We start from the raw sequence: 18,795 nt of genomic DNA, 5'->3' as shown, positions 1-18,795 counted from the left end.
TTCGTTCCTTTGGCAGATTATCACAAATAGCGTATGGTACCATGATTTTGGCGTGCGCATTGTGAGCTTCTCTGTGATGAAATAAAAAGTCTTGATAAATTCTATCAAAAATTCCCAGCCAAGAGGGAAAAACAGGAGAAAAAGAGGTAAAAAACTTTAAGCAATGGGATTTAGCGTGTTTTTAAAGGGGGATTTTGATTTGCGTTTGCCTTACATGTAAAGGCCATTTAACCCTGAGTGGGTATAATACCGTCCTTAAAATTTTTGCCCAAAAGAGTCTGTCTATGCCCCTTTCCCATCTCAACCAAGAACAATACACTGCCGCCACTGCGCCCTTGGGGCACAATCTGGTGATTGCCAGTGCGGGAACGGGAAAAACCTCGACCATTGTGGCGCGCATTGCCCACTCTATTCGTTCGGGCATGAAACCTGAGCATATTTTGCTTTTAACCTTTACCAACAAAGCAGCAGCGGAGATGGTGGAGCGCGTGGCGGGATTTTTTGGCAAAGAAGTGGCCACCCAGATTGAATCGGGCACCTTTCATGCGGTAAGTTACCGACTGCTTAAGCGCCTTGGAAAAGCCATTGTCCTTAAACAGCCCAAAGATTTAAAGATGCTTCTTAAAACCATTCACGGCAAGCGACGGTTTGACCACATCGATTCGTCCGTGAAAGCGTACCAAGCCGCGTATTTGTACGATTTGCACTCCTTGTATCAAAACTCCACCGTTTCTCAAACTTTTAGCGAATGGCTCAAGGAAAATGACAACGAACACGGGGCATATTTTGACATTTACGAGGATATTTTAGAGGAATTTAAAGAGCAAAAAAAACGCTTTGGCTACGTGGATTTCAACGACCTTTTAACCCTCATGCGCGGCCAACTCCTTAAAGGTGCGCCCATTGCATACAAAGAAATCTTGATTGATGAGTACCAAGACACCAACACCCTCCAAGGTGCACTCATCGAAGCATTTCCGTGCAAAAGTGTCTTTTGTGTGGGGGATTATGACCAAAGTATTTACGCGTTTAATGGTGCGAACATTAATATCATCGGCTCCTTTGGAGAGCGTCATAACGATGCGCGTGTGTTTACTTTGACCAAAAACTACCGCTCCACGGCCAAGATTCTCTCTTTAGCCAATCGGGTGATTGAGAAAAACGAACGGCTTTACCCCAAGCAACTGGAAGTGACGCGCACAGGGGAGTGTGAAGCCCCACGGTTGCTTATTTATGACGAACTGTTTTTGCAGTATCAAGCCATTGCATCGCAGATTCGCACCTCGTCAACCCAACATCACGATGTGGCGGTGATTTTTCGTAACAATTCCAGTGCTGATGGCATCGAGGCGTGCTTGCGGGAAGTGGGTATTCCCTGTCGGCGCAAGGGCGGGGTGAGTTTTTTTGACGCCAAGGAAGTCAAAGCGATGATAGACTTGCTTACCGTCGTGGTAAACCCGCGGGACATGATGGCATTTATTCACATTTTTGAGTACGCCAAAGGGGTTGGGCCCGCCCTTTCTAAGGAGCTTTTTGACGGGCTGTACCTCCTGGGGGAGGGGAACATTACCAAAGGGCTTTTTCAGCCCAAAGAAGGGGTTAATCCCTTTGAGCAGCGCGTTAAAAACACCCAGCTTGGGCTCTTTGATGACCACCATGAGCTTGGAAGCGTGGCGCGGTTTTACAAATTAGGGTTTGATGAAGCCTTTTTGGCCAACCCTATCTTAAAACTGAGTAAACTTAGTGTGGAAGGCGCGCAGTTTTTACACAGTTTTTACGTTTTCTTAAAAGAAGCCAAGCGCATTAAAAACCCTCGCACCTTAGTAGAGCACGTGACAATGTCACAGGTTTTTAAGACCATCGCCGAACAGCTTGCTACCAAGCGCGCTACGCAAAAAGACGGGACGGTGGATGAGCGGCAAAAAGAAGAAGCCAAAGAGCGCATCGTGCGCAAAGGCACCTTGCTCAAAGACCTGGCAAAAAACTACCACGAGAGCGAACGGTTTTTAAACGCGCTTACCCTTGGAAGTGGGGAGATGAGTGAAGGCGAGGGGGTTAACCTGCTAAGCATTCACGCGAGCAAGGGCTTGGAATTTGATGACGTGTACATCATAGACTTGATGGACGGGCGTTTTCCTAATCGTAAACTCATGAGCATGGGCGGAAGCTTGGACGAAGAGCGACGGCTTTTTTACGTGGCCACCACAAGGGCGCGCGACCGTCTCTATCTTTCTTTTGCAAAGTACGATAAAATCAAGAAACTCGACTATATTCATTCGCCATTTTTGGTGGAAGCAGGGTTGGTCACCTAAGGAAAACCGATGAAACCCATGTGCGAACGCGACAAGCAAGAGCGCAAAGAGATTGCCAAGACTCTTGGCAAACACCCTCCCTTTACATGTAAGAAATGCGGGGCTAAGGCTGAAAACAAAAAGCAAGTGTGTAAACCCGAAAAAAAATAGCCCCAGTGCTTAAAAATACTCCACAATCTTTCGCAACAATTCCCCTGTTTTTGTTAGGATTGCACAAGATGTTTGCCTCACCCGCAAGAGAGACTTTATCCCAATGGGTCAAAGCTTCAGCTTTGGGGCCCCATTGTGGATAACTCGTCTCGAAACAGGGTGAGGCAAACATCTTGTACGGAAAAAGCGTATGAAGGAGTGTGGGTGCTAAAACGAAGCCTTTTGTGTCTGTTTCTTTTGCTAGGAACTTGCTTTGGGGGTGCTAAACATAGGCTAGTGACGCCAAATTTTGTTAAACAACCCATGATGATTATTGATATCCGAACCGAGCCTGAGTGGCGTGAAACAGGTTTGGTCCACGGGGCGATTCCCTTGACCTTTTTTGATGAAAAAGGCAGGTACGATGCCGAGGTTTTTTTGGCAAAACTTGAAAAATACGTCACCAAAGAGACCCCTTTTGCGTTGATTTGCCGCACAGGGAACCGTACGAGCGCGGTTGCAGAGTTTTTAGGTGAGCTTGGCTATGAGGTCATCAACTTGCAAGGGGGCATGGTGGAACTTGTAAAACAGGGTTACCAACCCGCGCCGTATCGCCCTTAAAATGGTACGGCTTTTACTCTTGGGCGTTCTCTCGGGCGCCTTTTTTAGCACAACGTTTTTACTCAATGAAGCCATGAACCTAGGGGGCGGGCATTGGGTATGGTCGGCTTCGCTGCGGTATGGATTTATGGTGCTTTTTTTGGTCGTTGTGTTGTGGCTCAAAGGAGGCACAGCCTTACTGAAGGGTGCTTGGGCCCTTTTTTGGGCCCACTGGCGCTTTTGGGTGCTTGTGGGCGGAGTGGGATTTGGCGGATTTTACGCGCTTATTTGCTTTAGCGCCAAGAGTGCGCCAGGGTGGGTTGTCGCCTCCACTTGGCAGTTTACCGTGGTTGCAAGCTTGTGTGTGTTGATGCTTTTTGGCCAGCGTTTTCCAAAGCGGGTGTGGTTTTTTTCCGCGCTTGTTTTTGTGGGCGTCTTGCTTGTGAACCTTTCCCACGCCCAGTCTATCACTGCCCAGACCCTTTTGCTTGGCGCGCTTCCTGTGTTTGTAGCGGCCTTTTGTTACCCCTTTGGCAATCAGCTTGTATGGGAAGCTTCGCGGGGAAAACACGCCTATTTACCCCATATTTCTTCCCCGTTGTTGGCCAACACTTTTGTGAAAGTACTGGTGATGAGCATGGGGTCTTTTCCCTTGTGGGTGGTGCTTATCTTTAGTGTCCAGCCCCCGATGCCCAGTGGCGCGCAAGTGTTTCAAACAGCGTTAGTGGCGCTTTTTTCGGGGGTAGTGGCTACGAGTATTTTTCTTTTTGCACGCTCTTTGGCCCACACCTCTAGTGAGTTAGCGGGTGTGGATGCAACCCAGTCAAGCCAAGTGGTGTTTGCCCTTGTGGGTGGCATGGTGTTTTTGGGCTCACCCTTGCCAAGCGCGGTGGCTTTTGTGGGGCTTGGGCTTATTGGACTGGGGCTGTTTTGCTTCCTCTTTTTCCGTCAAAAAGCGGCCTAGAAAACCTTTATCCCTTTGACGCAAGAGTGTTGCGCTTTACATGTAAGGGGTTAATCAGGAAGGATGCGCAGTATCTCTCCCGTGTCGGTGGAGAGGTATAAGTGTCCTTCGTGGTTTTGGATTACCTGACGAATCCGCAAGCCTAAAGATTCCAATAAACGCTCTTCTTTGATAACCTCACCCTCCTCGTTTAAAACAATGCGATTGAGGTGCTGAAGCTTGAGTGCCCCTAGAAATAGATTGCCTTGCCATAAAGGAAAAGCCTCCCCTGTGTAAACCAGTAAAGAGCCTGGCGCAATGGAAGGGGTGTAGTGGTGCAAAGGCTGTTCCAACCCCTCTTTATGCGTGCCCTCGCCGATGCTAATGGGCGCCCAGTATTCTTTGCCATAACTAATCGTCGGCCAGCCATAATTTTTCCCCGCTTCGATACGGTTAATCTCGTCGCCACCACGCGGACCGTGTTCACTAGCGTAAAGGCGCTGGGTGATGGGGTCAAAAGCAAGCCCTTGGGGATTTCGGTGGCCGTAGGAGTAGATTTCTTTAAGGGCGAAGGGGTGGCCTATAAAAGGGTTATCCTCAGGAATCGTGCCATCTTGACGAAGCCGCACAATCGTCCCTTTGTGGCTTCGCAAGTCTTGGGCTTCGCCTCGCACACCACGGTCGCCAATACCAAAATAGACATACCCTTTTTCATCAAAAGCGATGCGGCTGCCAAAATGTTGTGACGTGCTAGAAGTGGAGTGGGTGATGAGCAAATCTTTCCACTGGGTAAGCAAGTGGTCTTGCAAGATAGCCCGCGCAAGGGTGGTGGCCCCTTGAAAGTTGATGGATTTGACATAGGTAAAAAAGAGGGTGCTATCTTCTTGGAAGTGGGGCGAGATAGCAACATCCAACAAGCCTCCCTGCCCGCCATAAAGGGGCTCAAAAGGCATCCCAAACACGGGCCGCGCAAGGGCGGTGCGGGTGTCTAAAAGTAGCATATCTCCTTGGATTTGGGTGATAAAAAGGGTGTGTTCGTCTGTAAAAGCCATCCCCCAAGGGATGCTTTGAAGACCTGAAGCAACGCGCTCAACGCGGTAATTCATCCCCTCACTTTGGCCTTGGTAAAGCGGCGAAGCAAAAAGAAAACTGAGGCAAAAAAATGCGCTTAATAAAAGAAAACGAGGCATGATAACTCCTTGTGCGGTTTATTATAGCACCCAAACGTTACATGTAAAGGGGCGGCACGATTTTCCAAAGAGATGTTTTTGATAATAGGATTCTAAAATTTTTCTATCAAGAAAAATAAAGAAAAGAGAATATTTTTAAAAGCCAAAAAGCCCGCCATTTCGTTTTAAACCCCCTATACTACGCTTTTTGAATAATAATCATTCTTTATTTTTGTGGAAATTTGTGTATTTTCCTTTAATACAAAATTAACATATGTAAAGTATGATTGTGAGATTATTGTTACAAATTAATAAATTCTTACAAAATTAATTTGTAAGAAAGTGTCAAATGGTGGTGCGAAAACTTTTCGGCACCAAGGGCGTGCAGGTTTCCTTTTGGGGAAGTTTAGCGCCAATGTAGCTTTTGGAGCCTTGCTTTAAAAGCGTATTCATAATGAAGAAGGAGTCTTTCTATGGACATTGTTGGACAGTTTCCACTGTTTTATTTTCCTGATTATGGGAGTGCTTGGATGATGGGTCTTACGGGGACCATCCACATCTTGTTTTCCCATACTTCTGTTGGTGCTGCGATGCTATTTGCCTTTTTGGCCCACAAAGCCTACAAGGAAAACCGTTCGGATTTGTATCCGTATATGAAAAAATACGGCATGTTTTTGCTTGTTTTTTCCTATGTGTTGGGTTCGATTACGGGGCCTGGGATTTGGTATACCGCAACTGCCGCGAGTCCGCGAGGGATTAGTGCGCTCATCCACAACTTTGTATGGGTATGGGCGACGGAGTGGGTCTTTTTCATTTATGAAGTCATTGGGGTGTTTGCACTGGTCTATTTCATGGATAAAATCGATAAAAAAACCCATTTAAAACTCACGTACAGTTTCGCCTTGGCCTCTGTGGGGACCTTGTGTCTCATCATCGGCATCATCAGCTTTATGATGTGGCCAGGAACCGATGCATACTACGCCACCGGAAGTGCGAGCGATGCGTTTTTTGGCATCAATACCTTCCCGCACATGTTCTTGCGGCTTGGGTTTATGATTATGATGTCTGGGGTTATTGGTATGGTAATTTCCAGTGCCATGAAGAAGGAAAACCCAGCACTCTCTGATGAACTTACCCGTAAAATGGGTTTTGTAAGCATCTTGGGCGGGGCGATTACCCTCTTTTTCTTCGTGTGGTACATGGGAACGCTTCCTGAGAATGCCCATGCTATTTTTGCTTACGATAAAGATGCCATTATTCAAAGCCGCATTATCTTGACTCTCGTATTTTCGGTTTATTTTGTTGTTGCTATTCTCCGTCCGCGTTGGATTTACACGTCGGTGGCGTCTGTAATGGTTGGTATTATTTTGGTCTCAGGGCTTTGGAAGGGTGAAAAACTGCGCGAGAGTATGCGTAAACCTTACGTGGCAGGCCAATACATTTACTCCAATCAAATCATCAGCCGTGACGTGGAAGGCAAGGGCATTAAGAGTGAATTGCCCATCTTAGCTGAAAGAGGATTGTTGCAAGCCACACCGTGGATACCTGAACATTTGCGCACCATCACGGAGGGAAATCAACTTGAAGCAGGGGAATTGCTCACCAAAATGGCGTGTTCAAACTGCCACTCCTTGGAGCCAACGGGTAAATACCGCCCCATGCGTGATCGCGTGGTTGGCATGGACAAAGAGGCTATCAAGGGGATTTTGTATGGCATAGGTGCGGGTGCGTTTAGCCACATGCCGACCTTGCAACTTCCTGAACACGAAGTCGAAGCCATGGCTCAGTGGCTAGCAGCCCAACCTTACTAGGAGGAATATGATGGAACTATCTGTATTATTAGCGTTACGCGACCCTGCTGGGATTCCTTTTTACCCTGTGGTGTTTCAAGCTCTTTACATCTTAACCTGGGCGTTGCACATAGCGTTTGTGTTGCTCTCTTTGGGAAGCGCGGGGCTTTCACTTTATGGAAGTACGCAAAAAAACAATGCGCACTGGCAGCAACTTACGCCCCATTTGATTCAAACGGGCAAACTCAGTGTGTCGTTGTTGATTGTACTTGGCGTGGCACCACTGCTCTTTACACAGGTGATTTATGACCCCAACTGGTATGTGGCAAATACCCTTTCTGGCATGTGGGTGTTTATCTTTATTTATGCGCTTATTGTGGGCTACTCCATGTACTATTGGTACTATTATGCCAACAAGGCAAAACACGGAGGCGGCGTTTTGGTGGGAGCGATTTCCTTTGGCTTTTTGGTCTTTTGCGGGGTGTTGATGCACAGTTTTACAGTGACATCTATCATGCCAAACGACTGGATGGCGATGTACATGCCCAATGGCTCCGTAGATATGAGTGGTTGGACCTTTAATGTCGAGACCATTCGCTTAGCATTTATGGTGAGCCTTGCCATTCCAGTGGTGGGCATTTTCTTGCAAGCGTACAGCCGATTTGTCAGCACACGGAAAGATTTTGAAGCAAGTTACGTGGCCTTTACGGCAAGTTTGGGAACCAAAGCGGCCATCGCAGGGTTAGTCCTTAGTGCGGCATTGTTTGTATTGTGGATGTTTTCCATTGGCTATCTTTTCCACCCGATAAGTTTGGCAACGGTTGTGGGCGTAGTGATTTTGCTAGGACTTGCTGCCCAAAACCGCAACAGTTACATCACGGTGGGTTGGCTTGTCGTCGTAGCACTGCTTATCTCAGGCGTGCGCGAATGGATTCGCTATGACATCATGGCAGCTCTTGGCTATACCATTTATGATTATCCGGTGAATTTGGAAATCCCCTCCATCGTGATGTTTCTCTCTACCTTTCTTGTGATGGGAGGCGTGGGCGTGGCCTACTTGCTCACCATGGCATGGAAAGTGGGCAAAAGTGAAGGGATGTTTGATGGCAGTAAAGACGTGGCAGTGACCAAGCTGGGGAACTACACCCTTGCTATTATGAGCGCGTGGATGGTCATCTTTTTTGGCTGGGGATTGACGATCTTGTTTAATAATATTCTTTAGAGATAGAGTAACCCTTACATGTAAGGTTTTTACATGTAAGGGAGCGTTACATGTAAGGAAATAACCCTTACATGTAACGTGCTTTAGAGGGCTTTGGCGATGAACGTATTCATGCGTTTGGCAAAGGCACTCACGTCTTCGATTTTCATGCCTTCTTGGAGTTTGGCTTGGTCGAGCAAGAGGTGGGCGATGTCGTTTAAGTAAAGGTAATCTTTAGACTCGGCCAGTTTTTGAACGATGCCGTGATCGGGGTTGATTTCCAAAATCGGCTTGACTTTAGGCAAGTTGTCTTGGCCCATTTGTTTGAGCATTTGCTGCATTTGAAAGTCAGGGTCGTTTTTGTCGTAGATGAGGCATGAAGCCGAGTCGCTCAGACGGCTAGAGATTTTCACCTCTTTGACCTCTTCTTTGAGCACTTCTTTCATCTTGACTAAAATCTCTTGATATTTTCCCTCATCCGCCTTGGCTTTTTCTTTGTCTTCGGTGATTTCTTCGTCTACGTCGGAGTTGTTGACGGGTTTGATGGGGGTTTTGTCGTATTCGTTGACCATGGGCATAACGATGGCGTCCACTTCTTCATCAAGCAACAACACTTCCATGTCGTTTTTCTTGAAGCTCTCGATGAGCGGTGAGTTTTTAAGCATAGCTTCGTTTTCGCCCGTGATGTAATAGATGCTTTTTTGCCCCTCTTTCATGGCCTCTTTGTACTCTTTAAGGCTCACTAGCCCTTCCCGTTTGCTGGATTTAAACAGCACAAGGTCTAAGATGGCATCGCGGTTAGCGTAGTCAGCATACAAGCCCTCTTTAAGTACTTTGCCAAAGAGTTTGTAAAATTCAAGGTACTTGGCATTGTCTTTATCTTTGAGTTTTTTAAGCTCGCCTAGGATTTTTTTCACCGAGGCTTGTTTGATGGTCTCTAGGATGCGGTTTTGCTGTAAGATTTCACGACTGACATTCAAAGGCAAGTCTTCCGCATCGATGATGCCGCGCACAAAACGTAAGTACATAGGCAAGAGTTCGCGCTCATCGTCGGTGATGAATACGCGCTTGACGTATAGCTTTACGCCTGATTGAAAATCTGCCCGAAAGAGGTCAAAAGGTGCGGTTGCAGGGACGTAAAAGAGAGTAGAGTACTCTAGGGTTCCCTCCGCTTTGGTGTGTGACCACAAGATAGGGTCGGTGCTATCATGGGAGAGTTGTTTGTAGAAGTCTTTGTATTCGTCTTCTTTGATTTCATTTTTAGACAAACGCCATAGGGCAGACGCTTTGTTGATTTGGACGTTTTTAACTTCGGTGGTGCCTTCTTCCTCTTCTTTTTCAGAAGGGGCGTACTCCTCTTTGTCCATAAAAATGCCAAAGGGAATGTGGTTGGAGTATTTTTTCACAATGCCCTCAAGGCGGTAAAACTCCAAAAACTCTTTTTCTTCCTCTTTGAGAGTTAGGGTGATGCTTGTTCCGTGGGTTTCTTTGGTCGCAGGGGTGATTTCGTAATTATCTCCCGCTTCACTTTCCCAACAAAAGGCTTCTTCGGTACCTGCTTTTTTAGAAACCACGCTAATTTTAGTGGCTACCATGAACGCAGAGTAAAAGCCAACGCCAAACTGTCCGATGAGGGTGGAGTCTTTTTTAGCATCCCCGCTAAGGCGTTCCACAAAGGACTTGGTGCCACTTCTGGCGATGGTGCCTAGGTTTTCTATCAACTCTTCTTCGTTCATCCCAATGCCTGTGTCGCTGATGGTGAGGGTACCAGCTTCTTTGTTTGCGACAATGTCGATGCGCGGGACATAACTGAGTGTTTTGTACGACTCGTCCGTCAATGTCAAATAGTTCAGTTTGTCAAGGGCATCGGAGGAGTTAGAGATGAGTTCGCGGAGGAAAATCTCTTTGTTGGAGTACAAAGAGTGTATCATCAGATGCAAAAGCTGACTGACCTCGGTTTGAAATTGATGTTTGGACATAGTGCTCCTTTTACATGTAAAGTATTTTAAGAGTGGAATTTTAACACATTTAAGCAGTGCAAACAAGGTATAACTATTTATTATCTTTATTTTAATTGTAGATTAATCAAATACCGTTATACTCCCCTATTATTAGGAGAGAAAAAGGAGAGGCATTACGATGAAAAAAGTACTACTATTGAGTGCTGGAAATCCGTGTCGGGCCATTGTTTCTGAAGCGATTGCTAAAAAATACCTTCCTAAAACAAGCGGCATAGAAGTCACAAGTGCGGGCATCTCAAACGACGGTTCGGTTAATCAAAGCGCCATGAGAGCGCTGGAAAAAGAGGGGATAGACACCTCCTTATTGCGAAAAAAAGAGCTTAGCGAGGTGATGGACGAATCGTACGATTTGGTGATTACCTTGTGTGACCACTCTAAAGAACATTGCCCAGTGTTTCCTTATGCGGTCTCAACGATTCACATGGGGATTTCAGTGTTAGAAGATGACGATGCAGCCTGTGCGGCCTTTATCGAAAATGTTAAAATGAAGCTTGTTCCCTTGATTTCTCGCGAGTTAGCGTAGGGAAAACTCTACGGCCTTAAAGCCACCACCCGCGGCAAGCACGGTGCCCACAACATTTAAGGTCATGTTGCTCAGGGCGAGGACAAAAGAGCCTCCATTAAAGAGCCAAAACGTCTCCATGGCAAAGGTAGAGTAGGTTGTTAGCGCCCCTAGAAGTCCTGTCGTTAAAAAGGATTTCATGGGGAGCGAGAACCACTGCGTGTACATAAAACAAGCAAAAAGCACCCCAAGCAAAAAACTCCCCACAAGATTAACGCCTAAGGTGCCAAGAGGAAGAGGGTGGGGAAAATGTTGATTGACAAGGCCGTTGAGGTAAGCGCGCGCAACAGCGCCCACAAACCCCCCGCTACCGATGGCAAGAAGTGTTTGCCAACTCATTCGCAAGCTCCCTTTCCATAGTGGCTTTGACGTGCTCGTACCACAAAGGGTCAGAAGCAGGATTAACACTCTCTAAAAAAGTGACATGCACTGTTCCTCCACTGGCTTTGAAGTGTTGGGAGTCTAAGATTTGCCGTGTTCCTGTGATGATGATGGGTTGCACGGTGAGGTTTAGTTTTTCTGCTAGCGCCTTAGCGCCGCTTTGAAATTTTAAAAGTTTTTTGCCCTTTCCACGGGTTCCCTCGGGAAAAATCGCAACCACACGTCCCTCGCCAATGCGTACCTTGGCTTCTTTGATGAGTTTTACCATGGAACGTCGGTCGCTGCGGTCGATGGAAATCATTTTAGGCGGGTGCATGATGTGGCCAAAAACAGGGATTTTTTCAATCTCTTTTTTGGCAACCCAGCATGGGTTCCCCGGATGCAGCGCTTCCATCACGACAATATCCAATAAACTTTGGTGGTTCATGATAATGAGCTTTGCCTCAAGATCAGCGGTTCCTTTTTGAACTATCTTGCACCCCAAAAGGGCAGATTGAAGCTTTGCCCATTTTTGACGGATAGCGCGGTGGTGCGTGTTAAATGCATACATCAGCAAGATGGTGATAGGGATGCTAATAGAAAGGGTTATGAGTGCCCACAGGGCTCTAATCCTTGCGGCGAACATGCTCCTCCTTTACCCAGCCGATTTTTCCTGTAGGAAGTAGCACTTTAATGTAATCATCACGTGTTCCCAATTGCTCCGCGCGCATGGGTTCGGTGGTGGTAAAAAAGAGGGTCGATTTTTCTGTTGGGATGATGCGAATGCGCGTATTGGCTTCAAGGGTGATGTAACTAAAGGGAGATTGAGAATAGGCATAATACGCACAAAAGAGCAAGCCTATAATCAAATACGGCACTTTTTTACGGAAGGCAAATAAGAGTAAAAAAAGTGCGGCTATTACAAGAGTGGAGGCATTTTTGTAAATTTGAAAGGGGCTTTCTTTAGGGTTAAGGCCAATTTGCGTGCTCACGTCACCTTCATCGACAATCACCGGAAGAAAGAGGCGCTCAAAACGGTTGCTTTGGAGGTTGAAATAGTTGAATTCAAGGCGCTCTTTATGGTCTTCGAAAATTGTAAAGTAAACAATCTTGCTTTCGGGAAATTCTCCTGAAATCGAGTCTATGCCTCCTTTAAGCGTGCCGTGGATGGAAAAATCTTCCAAATTTGCCAACACCCCTTCTACTTCAACCACCATAATTAAACTTCCCGTATCAAACCGACTGGTTTTAAAGCGGCTTACATGTAAGGATTCCGCCACGACGCCTGAAAAAAGTGCGTTGTGGTTAAGGGCAACAACATTGAGTGCCTGAAAAGGAAGCACATCAGACTCAACCGCCACTTCTGCGTCCAAAAGGGCTAAGGTGAGGGGCGGAAGCTGTGCGTTTTGGCGTGTAGCCTTAAAATAAAAAGTATTGCGAAAGACGTTTTCACTCTCTTTTATCCAAGGCGATTGGGGGTTTAATACCGCAGCAGAATCGCTTTGATCAAAGTGGGTTTCAAGGGTTTTATAATCCTCTCTTGCGATGATGGCTTTGACGGTTAGGGCAAAAATTTGATTGCGGTAAATGCGCTCAGGTAAGGGGTTATGGGAAAGAAACAAGGACTTGGCGAACCCTTGGGTGGAAGGTGCAGCGGCCAAAGGGGCGTACGCCTCACTGGAGGGGGGCCTTGGGTCATACATGGAGGGCTCAAAGGCCCTCTCTTGTGCTAGTCCAACAATGGCAAGGAGTAAAAACCCAACAATACGACAACCCATGGGATTAAGCAACAAACCCTTCTAGCATGGCCCTGCCATCTTCCGAACCCAGCAATGTTTCAATGGCGCGTTCAGGATGGGGCATGAGCCCAAAGACATTTCTGGCCTCATTGCAAATGCCTGCAATGCTAGCAACCGAACCATTGGGGTTTTTAGGCGCGCCATCGTGGTCGCAATAGGTGAGAAGAATCTGTCCATTGGCACGAAGTTTGGCCAGTCCTGCTTCGTCTATAAAATAGTTTCCTTCACCATGGGCAATAGGCACGTTGATGATTTGACCAGGGGTGAGGTGGCGTAAAAATTGGTTGGCAGTATTTTCTACTTTGAGGTGGTGGTATTTGGAAACAAAGTGCACGTTAGCGTTGCGCTTCATGGCGCCAGGTAAAAGACGCATCTCTAGAAGCATTTGAAACCCGTTGCAAATACCAAGGACGTACCCGCCTTTTGCGGCGTGGGCGGCAACCGCTTTCATGATGGGAGAAAACTTGGCAATGGCCGCGCTACGCAAGTAATCGCCGTAGCTAAAGCCACCTGGAAGCACGACAAGATCGACCCCCTCTGGCAACGTTTCATGTTTGTGCCACACAAGCGTTACCTCGTGTCCTAGGGTTTCGTAGGCATACTGTGTGTCGACTTCGCAGTTGGTGCCCGGAAATACAACAACGGCGACTTTCATGCGAACTCGATTGTGTAGTCTTCAATTACCGTATTTGCTAAAAGCTCCTCGCACATTAGCGTGACCTCTTTGCGGGCGGTTTCTGTATCTGTGCCTTGCACTTCAAGAAGAATCTGTTTGCCGATTCTGACATTTTGCGCGGAGCTAAAACCAAGAGAACCAAGGGCGTGGTGTACGGCTTTTCCTTGCGGGTCAAGTACGCCATTTTTTAAGTGTACGTTTACAATAACTTTCATGAACTCTTTTCCTTACTGGGCTAAAATACGTTTAAGGACTTCTTCATAAGCAACTTTTACGCTACCTAGGCCTTGACGAAAACGGTCTTTATCAAGCTTCTCTTTGGTGTGTACATCCCAAAAACGACAACTATCAGGACTGATTTCATCTGCAAGCAAGATATTTCCCTCACTGTCCACGCCAAACTCTACTTTGAAGTCTACAAGAATGAGGTCACGGTGTGCGAAAAAGCTTTTAAGGATAGTGTTGATTTCACGACCAAGGCGGCGAAGCTCTTCAAGGTCGGATTCACTTTTGACAAGGTCGAGGATGAGGCAGTGCTCGTCGTTGAGAAGGGGGTCGCCAAGGGCATCGTTTTTGAAACAAAACTCAACCAAGGTAAAGGGAAGTTCTGTGCCTTCAGGAATCCCTAGGCGCTTGGTTAAGGAGCCTGTAGCGATGTTGCGCACTACGACTTCAATGGGAATAATCCGACATGTCTTAACCAATTGGTGCGTATCATCAAGGGTTTTAACAAGGTGGGTGGCAATCCCTTTTGTTTCAAGCATGCGAAACAATTGCGTGCTGATTTTGTTATTAAGCGCCCCTTTGCCTAGCTCACTCCCTTTTTTTTCTGCATTAAAAGCGGTTAAATCGTCTTTAAACTCTGCGATAAGCAAGTTTTCATCGGATGTTTTATAAAGGCGTTTTGCCTTGCCTTCGTAGAGTAACGCGTGTTTGTCCACTGGGTCTCCTTAGTTTTTGGGTTGGGTAATGGAAAGAACTTTAACAATATCAACAGCACTTTTGAGTTGGATGTCGTCGTACAGTTGCTTGAGCGTAATAATCGACTCGTCCACCTTTTTCTTTGGGGCGGCTTTTTGCTCAGCATTGAGTTTTTCAAGTTCACTGCTAAGGTGAAGTTTGAGGTCGTTTTCTTTGATGGAAAAATCCGTTTCGGGTGCAGGAACGCTTCCTGAATGCACGATGACATCTGGCGTCACGCCGACGGCTTGAATGGTACGGCCGCTAGGAAGGTAATAACGCGCGATGGTAAGGCGCAACGCTTCTTCGTTCCCCACAGGCAAGATGACTTGAACGCTTCCTTTTCCAAAGGTTTTTTGCCCCACAATGATGGCGCGCTTATGGTCTTGCAAGGCACCCCCGACAATCTCACTGGCACTAGCACTGCCGCCATTAAGAAGCACTACCATGGGAATCGTGGTGATAGTGGTGCGCTTGCTAGCCGTGTAGTCGTGATTTTCGCTTTTAATGCGTCCCTTTTGTGAGACAATCACCCCTTCGCTGACAAATAAGTCTGTTAAGCCTACAGCTTGGTCGAGTAAGCCGCCAGGATTGTTACGCAAGTCCATGATGATGCCATTGACACCCCGGTGCTTTGAAAGGGCTTCTTTGGTTTTTTCAACGACATTTTTATCAAAACTGGTGATGCGAAGGTACAAAAGGTTTTCGTTTTCAAAGGTTTTAGTGTAAACGGAGTTAATTTTGATGATATCGCGGGTGATTTTAAAGGTTAAAGGTTTGTTCTCTCCCTCTCTTACGACGGCGAGGATGATGTCTGTTTGGGGTTTTCCACGCATGAGGCTTACGGCCTCGTCGATGGTCATGTTGAGGGTTGATTGCTCGTCAATCCGCAAGATAATGTCGCCCGCTTTTAATCCAGCCCTGTCTGCTGGTGTGTCTTCGATGGGGGCGATGACACTCAAGGCACCATCGCGCATGCCAACGGTAATGCCTAATCCGCCAAATTCACCATCGGTTTGCACTTTCATGTCTTTGAATTTTTTTTGATCCAAAAAGGCGGAGTGGGCATCGAGGTTGGTGAGCAAGCCTTCGATGGATTTGGTAATCACTTCATTGAAGGTGATATCGTCCACATAATACTGTTCAACGGTTCCAAGCACTTTGGTAAATTTTGCCAAAGCGTTAAGTCTACTCTCTTCGGAAACGCCTGTTTGAGCATTTAGGTTGGTGGAGAGTATGAAAGTTGCGCCCATGAGGGTTGCAACAAATCCAAGTGTCATCAATCGTGTTTTTTTCATCCGTAAATACTCCCTAGGGTTATGAATCCCTGATTGTAGTCAACATTGCCTAAAAAGACGCTAAACCAAGTGGGTTTGGAGACGAAAAATCTTTGATTTTAAGATTAAAAAAGAATGATTCTTCATAGATTTTTATAAAGATAGTTGACAATACTAGACTAAAGGTTGTATAATCACAACAGTAACTATACAAGAGGAGTAAGACCATGAAACAGCTATTTGAAACACTTACCCATCAGATGACCCAAGCCCTTGAGAGCGGGATAAGCTTAGCCCTTCACAGCAAAAACAGTGAAGCCACACCTTTACATGTACTCTGGGGTCTTGTGACTAACTCAGAATCCATTCTCTCGCAGGTTTTGCGGAAAATGAACGTGGATAAAGCAGCCCTAGAGCTTGAGGTAAAGAGCCATGTGGATAAGCTCCCTAAAAGCAGTAGCGTCACCAAAGAGAGCATCAAGCTAGGGCGCGAGCTTGTGGAGTCGTTGCAAGAAGCCCAAGGACTCATGACAAAACAAGGTGACACGTTTTTGGCGGTGGACACGTGGTTGTTGTCTAATGCCAGCAAGGCTCCACTAAAAGGCATTTTAGAAAAATACCTTGACATGATGGAGTTTAAAAAATCCCTCGAAGCTTTGCGTGGCGGAAAAAAAATCACCAAACAAACGGGAGACGAGACCCTTGAAGCACTGGGCAAATACGGCATCGATTTAACCCAAAAAGCCAAAAATCATGAGCTTGACCCTGTGATTGGACGGGATGAAGAGATCCACCGCATGATGCAGATTTTGATTCGTAAAACAAAGAACAATCCCATCTTGCTGGGCGAACCAGGCACTGGAAAAACAGCGATTGTAGAGGGCTTGGCCCAACGCATTGTAGAGGGAAATGTGCCCCTGTCTTTACAAAACCGTCAAGTGGTGACGTTGGACATGAGCGCGCTCATCGCAGGGGCAAAGTACCGAGGCGAGTTTGAAGACCGCCTCAAAGCGGTGATTGATGAAGTTAAGCAAGATGGCAACATTATTTTATTTATCGATGAAATCCACACCATCATCGGTGCGGGTGCCAGTGAAGGAAGCATGGACGCGGCCAACATCCTAAAACCTGCTCTTGCGCGAGGAGAATTGCACACGGTGGGGGCAACAACGCTGAAAGAGTACCGCAAATATTTTGAAAAAGATGCGGCACTGCAACGGCGTTTTCAACCCATCCAAGTGGGTGAGCCTAGCATTAATGAAGCGTTGCAGATTTTGCGGGGCATTAAAGAGCGTTTGGAGGCACACCACAATGTGAGTATTCTTGATAGTGCCCTTGTGGCGGCCGCGCGTCTTTCGGACCGTTACATTACCGACCGTTTTTTGCCCGATAAGGCCATCGACCTCATTGATGAGGCGGCGGCGGAACTCAAGATGCAGATTGAGAGTGAACCGGTGGAATTGAGCCGTGTTAAGCGCCTTATTTCTGCTTTACATGTAGAGAAAGAAGCGCTCAAAATGGAAAAGAGTGCTAAAAACGAAGAGCGCTTAAGAGTGATTGAAAAAGAGTTGGCCGATGCCAATGAAAAACGCCAAGCCCTTGAGAGCCAGTTTGAAAACGAACAGCAAGTCTTTACGGAACTTTCTTCCATTAAAAGCAACCTAGACAGCTTGCGCAAGGAAGCAGAACTGGCCAAGCGCAACAGTGACTTTAACAAAGCCGCGGAGATTGAGTATGGCAAAATCCCCGCTCTTTTTGAGGAGGAAAAAAACCTCAATGCCCGTTGGGCGAAGATGCAAGAAGAGGGCACACTGCTTAAAAACTTTGTAGATGAAGAGATGATAGCGGCCATCGTAAGTAAGTGGACGGGGATTCCTGTGAGTAAAATGCTCACCACGGAAAAAGAGAAAATTCTCGCCATTGAGAGCCATTTGGAGCAAACGGTGGTGGGACAAGAAGAGGCCGTTCATGCGGTGGCGCGCGCCATTAAACGCAGTAAAGCGGGACTTTCTGAGAGCAATAAGCCCATTGGAAGCTTTTTATTTTTAGGGCCAACGGGCGTGGGAAAAACCCAAACGGCTAAAGCACTAGCGAAGTTTTTGTTTGATGAAGAGCGCGCATTGGTGCGTTTTGACATGAGTGAATACATGGAAAAACACGCTGTGAGCCGTTTGGTGGGCGCACCTCCAGGGTACGTAGGGTACGATGAGGGTGGACAACTCACCGAAGCGGTGCGCCGCAAACCTTACAGCGTGTTGCTGTTTGATGAGATTGAAAAAGCCCATCCGGATGTGTTTAACATCCTCCTTCAAGTCTTGGATGATGGGCGTTTGACGGACAACAAGGGTGTAACGGTGGATTTTAAAAACACTATCATCATCCTTACTTCTAACATTGCCAGCGGCAAAATCATGGAAGTGGAAAAAGAACAACGCCGTGACGCGGTGATGGGGGAGCTGAAGTTGCACTTTAAGCCCGAGTTTTTAAACCGCCTAGATGACATTGTGATTTTCAATCCTTTAGGTAAAGTCCAACTGCGCGCCATTGTCTCCATCATGTTTGAAGAGGTGCGCAAGAAATTGGCCGCCATGTCCATCGAAGCGACCTTGGAAGAATCCGCCAAAGAGATGATTGGCGAAGCAGGGTTTGATCCCGTGTATGGTGCAAGACCCCTTAAGCGCGCGTTGTATGAGCTTGTGGAAGACACCTTGGCACAGATGATTTTAGAAGAAACCCTGCACGAAGGTGACACGATAAGCATTGGGGCGCATGAGGGAAACATCACCATTCAAAAGCGCTAAGCTAAGCCATCTTTTTTCCTTACATGTAAAGGAAAACAACAGGGCATACCACAGTGTTTGCGGGGCAATGGGTTTTGCCCCGCCGCCATGATTTTTTTGTATTTTTTTACCCTTTTTGACCTTCTTAACGCAACAAATATGTAACCTTTTAACAACTGCCTTTCTTGCCTTTTTTTCTTTCAAAAATTCCCCCGT

At 46.7% G+C, this 18,795-nt stretch carries 17 protein-coding genes; 8 read left to right on the top strand and 9 right to left on the bottom strand.

Annotated elements, in window-relative coordinates; all coding sequences use genetic code 11:
- Positions 1–284: 284 nt before the first annotated feature.
- The 4 genes from AC5SLM_RS01570 (at position 285) to AC5SLM_RS01555 (ending at position 4,005) form a co-directional block, all read left to right on the top strand.
- Positions 285–2,312, top strand: a complete 2,028-nt coding sequence (locus tag AC5SLM_RS01570; protein WP_495249394.1) for an ATP-dependent helicase — start codon at positions 285–287, stop codon at positions 2,310–2,312.
- Positions 2,313–2,321: 9 nt separating this feature from the next.
- Positions 2,322–2,462: a hypothetical protein gene (locus tag AC5SLM_RS01565; protein ID WP_495249167.1), complete on the top strand. Its 141-nt coding sequence runs from the start codon at positions 2,322–2,324 to the stop codon at positions 2,460–2,462.
- A 204-nt stretch (positions 2,463–2,666) separates the two neighbouring features.
- Positions 2,667–3,062 carry a rhodanese-like domain-containing protein gene (locus AC5SLM_RS01560; RefSeq protein WP_495249166.1) on the top strand — a complete coding sequence of 132 codons (396 nt, stop codon included), beginning with the start codon at positions 2,667–2,669 and terminating at the stop codon, positions 3,060–3,062.
- A gap of 1 nt (position 3,063) precedes the next feature.
- Positions 3,064–4,005: a multidrug resistance efflux transporter family protein gene (locus AC5SLM_RS01555; RefSeq protein WP_495249165.1), complete on the top strand. Its 942-nt coding sequence runs from the start codon at positions 3,064–3,066 to the stop codon at positions 4,003–4,005.
- A gap of 50 nt (positions 4,006–4,055) precedes the next feature.
- Here the strand turns inward: AC5SLM_RS01555 and AC5SLM_RS01550 are convergent, their stop codons facing one another.
- Positions 4,056–5,174, bottom strand: coding sequence for a PQQ-dependent sugar dehydrogenase (locus AC5SLM_RS01550; protein WP_495249164.1), 1,119 nt, complete (start codon positions 5,172–5,174; stop codon positions 4,056–4,058).
- A 452-nt stretch (positions 5,175–5,626) separates the two neighbouring features.
- On the opposite strand from AC5SLM_RS01550, the gene AC5SLM_RS01545 reads away from it, so the two are divergent.
- Positions 5,627–6,964: a c-type cytochrome gene (locus AC5SLM_RS01545; protein ID WP_495249163.1), complete on the top strand. Its 1,338-nt coding sequence runs from the start codon at positions 5,627–5,629 to the stop codon at positions 6,962–6,964.
- 7 nt (positions 6,965–6,971) lie between these two features.
- Positions 6,972–8,165: a hypothetical protein gene (locus tag AC5SLM_RS01540; RefSeq protein WP_495249162.1), complete on the top strand. Its 1,194-nt coding sequence runs from the start codon at positions 6,972–6,974 to the stop codon at positions 8,163–8,165.
- 83 nt (positions 8,166–8,248) lie between these two features.
- Here the strand turns inward: AC5SLM_RS01540 and htpG are convergent, their stop codons facing one another.
- On the bottom strand, positions 8,249–10,123 hold the full coding sequence (htpG, locus tag AC5SLM_RS01535) for a molecular chaperone HtpG (protein WP_495249161.1): 1,875 nt from the start codon (positions 10,121–10,123) through the stop codon (positions 8,249–8,251).
- A 160-nt stretch (positions 10,124–10,283) separates the two neighbouring features.
- Here htpG and AC5SLM_RS01530 point away from each other — a divergent pair, with 160 nt between their 5' ends.
- The gene (locus AC5SLM_RS01530) at positions 10,284–10,688 is read left to right on the top strand and encodes an arsenate reductase/protein-tyrosine-phosphatase family protein (protein ID WP_495249160.1); all 405 of its coding nucleotides are present in this window, start codon (positions 10,284–10,286) and stop codon (positions 10,686–10,688) included.
- Here the strand turns inward: AC5SLM_RS01530 and AC5SLM_RS01525 are convergent.
- Genes AC5SLM_RS01525 through AC5SLM_RS01495 form a run of 7 tightly spaced genes read right to left on the bottom strand, consistent with a single transcriptional unit; the run spans position 10,680 to position 15,820 of the window.
- Entirely contained in the window at positions 10,680–11,066 is a 387-nt protein-coding gene (locus AC5SLM_RS01525) for a fluoride efflux transporter FluC (protein WP_495249159.1), read from the bottom strand. The genes AC5SLM_RS01530 and AC5SLM_RS01525 overlap by 9 nt on opposite strands.
- Positions 11,035–11,733, bottom strand: a complete 699-nt coding sequence (locus tag AC5SLM_RS01520; protein ID WP_495249158.1) for a lysophospholipid acyltransferase family protein — start codon at positions 11,731–11,733, stop codon at positions 11,035–11,037. Before AC5SLM_RS01520 ends, AC5SLM_RS01525 begins: the two co-directional genes overlap by 32 nt.
- Positions 11,714–12,865, bottom strand: coding sequence for a hypothetical protein (locus tag AC5SLM_RS01515; protein ID WP_495249157.1), 1,152 nt, complete (start codon positions 12,863–12,865; stop codon positions 11,714–11,716). The genes AC5SLM_RS01520 and AC5SLM_RS01515 overlap by 20 nt, the downstream gene beginning before the upstream one ends.
- Positions 12,866–12,869: 4 nt before the next feature.
- On the bottom strand, positions 12,870–13,541 hold the full coding sequence (gene purQ, locus AC5SLM_RS01510; RefSeq protein WP_495249156.1) for a phosphoribosylformylglycinamidine synthase subunit PurQ: 672 nt from the start codon (positions 13,539–13,541) through the stop codon (positions 12,870–12,872).
- Positions 13,538–13,777, bottom strand: coding sequence for a phosphoribosylformylglycinamidine synthase subunit PurS (purS, locus tag AC5SLM_RS01505; RefSeq protein ID WP_495249155.1), 240 nt, complete (start codon positions 13,775–13,777; stop codon positions 13,538–13,540). The genes purQ and purS overlap by 4 nt, the downstream gene beginning before the upstream one ends.
- A 12-nt stretch (positions 13,778–13,789) precedes the next feature.
- Entirely contained in the window at positions 13,790–14,503 is a 714-nt protein-coding gene (gene purC / locus AC5SLM_RS01500) for a phosphoribosylaminoimidazolesuccinocarboxamide synthase (RefSeq protein ID WP_495249154.1), read from the bottom strand.
- A gap of 9 nt (positions 14,504–14,512) precedes the next feature.
- Positions 14,513–15,820, bottom strand: coding sequence for a S41 family peptidase (locus AC5SLM_RS01495; RefSeq protein ID WP_495249153.1), 1,308 nt, complete (start codon positions 15,818–15,820; stop codon positions 14,513–14,515).
- Positions 15,821–16,026: 206 nt separating this feature from the next.
- Here AC5SLM_RS01495 and AC5SLM_RS01490 point away from each other — a divergent pair, with 206 nt between their 5' ends.
- Positions 16,027–18,600 carry an ATP-dependent Clp protease ATP-binding subunit gene (locus AC5SLM_RS01490; protein ID WP_495249151.1) on the top strand — a complete coding sequence of 858 codons (2,574 nt, stop codon included), beginning with the start codon at positions 16,027–16,029 and terminating at the stop codon, positions 18,598–18,600.
- Positions 18,601–18,795 lie beyond the last annotated feature (195 nt).

It is taken from the genome of Sulfurospirillum sp. HTRB-L1 (assembly GCF_059415125.1).
Note: the sequence above shows the minus strand (reverse complement) of the source record. Positions and strands in the feature narration are given on the sequence as shown.

What these genes read in the sequence shown, in the direction of transcription:
- AC5SLM_RS01570 (WP_495249394.1), top strand. Translation starts at nt 285, where the DNA reads ATGCCCCTTTCCCATCTCAACCAAGAACAATACACTGCCGCCACTGCG.
- AC5SLM_RS01565 (WP_495249167.1), top strand. Translation starts at nt 2,322, where the DNA reads ATGAAACCCATGTGCGAACGCGACAAGCAAGAGCGCAAAGAGATTGCC.
- AC5SLM_RS01555 (WP_495249165.1), top strand. Translation starts at nt 3,064, where the DNA reads ATGGTACGGCTTTTACTCTTGGGCGTTCTCTCGGGCGCCTTTTTTAGC.
- AC5SLM_RS01550 (WP_495249164.1), bottom strand. Translation starts at nt 5,174, where the DNA reads ATGCCTCGTTTTCTTTTATTAAGCGCATTTTTTTGCCTCAGTTTTCTT.
- AC5SLM_RS01545 (WP_495249163.1), top strand. Translation starts at nt 5,627, where the DNA reads ATGGACATTGTTGGACAGTTTCCACTGTTTTATTTTCCTGATTATGGG.
- AC5SLM_RS01540 (WP_495249162.1), top strand. Translation starts at nt 6,972, where the DNA reads ATGATGGAACTATCTGTATTATTAGCGTTACGCGACCCTGCTGGGATT.
- htpG (WP_495249161.1), bottom strand. Translation starts at nt 10,123, where the DNA reads ATGTCCAAACATCAATTTCAAACCGAGGTCAGTCAGCTTTTGCATCTG.
- AC5SLM_RS01530 (WP_495249160.1), top strand. Translation starts at nt 10,284, where the DNA reads ATGAAAAAAGTACTACTATTGAGTGCTGGAAATCCGTGTCGGGCCATT.
- AC5SLM_RS01525 (WP_495249159.1), bottom strand. Translation starts at nt 11,066, where the DNA reads ATGAGTTGGCAAACACTTCTTGCCATCGGTAGCGGGGGGTTTGTGGGC.
- AC5SLM_RS01520 (WP_495249158.1), bottom strand. Translation starts at nt 11,733, where the DNA reads ATGTTCGCCGCAAGGATTAGAGCCCTGTGGGCACTCATAACCCTTTCT.
- AC5SLM_RS01515 (WP_495249157.1), bottom strand. Translation starts at nt 12,865, where the DNA reads ATGGGTTGTCGTATTGTTGGGTTTTTACTCCTTGCCATTGTTGGACTA.
- purQ (WP_495249156.1), bottom strand. Translation starts at nt 13,541, where the DNA reads ATGAAAGTCGCCGTTGTTGTATTTCCGGGCACCAACTGCGAAGTCGAC.
- purS (WP_495249155.1), bottom strand. Translation starts at nt 13,777, where the DNA reads ATGAAAGTTATTGTAAACGTACACTTAAAAAATGGCGTACTTGACCCG.
- AC5SLM_RS01495 (WP_495249153.1), bottom strand. Translation starts at nt 15,820, where the DNA reads ATGAAAAAAACACGATTGATGACACTTGGATTTGTTGCAACCCTCATG.
- AC5SLM_RS01490 (WP_495249151.1), top strand. Translation starts at nt 16,027, where the DNA reads ATGAAACAGCTATTTGAAACACTTACCCATCAGATGACCCAAGCCCTT.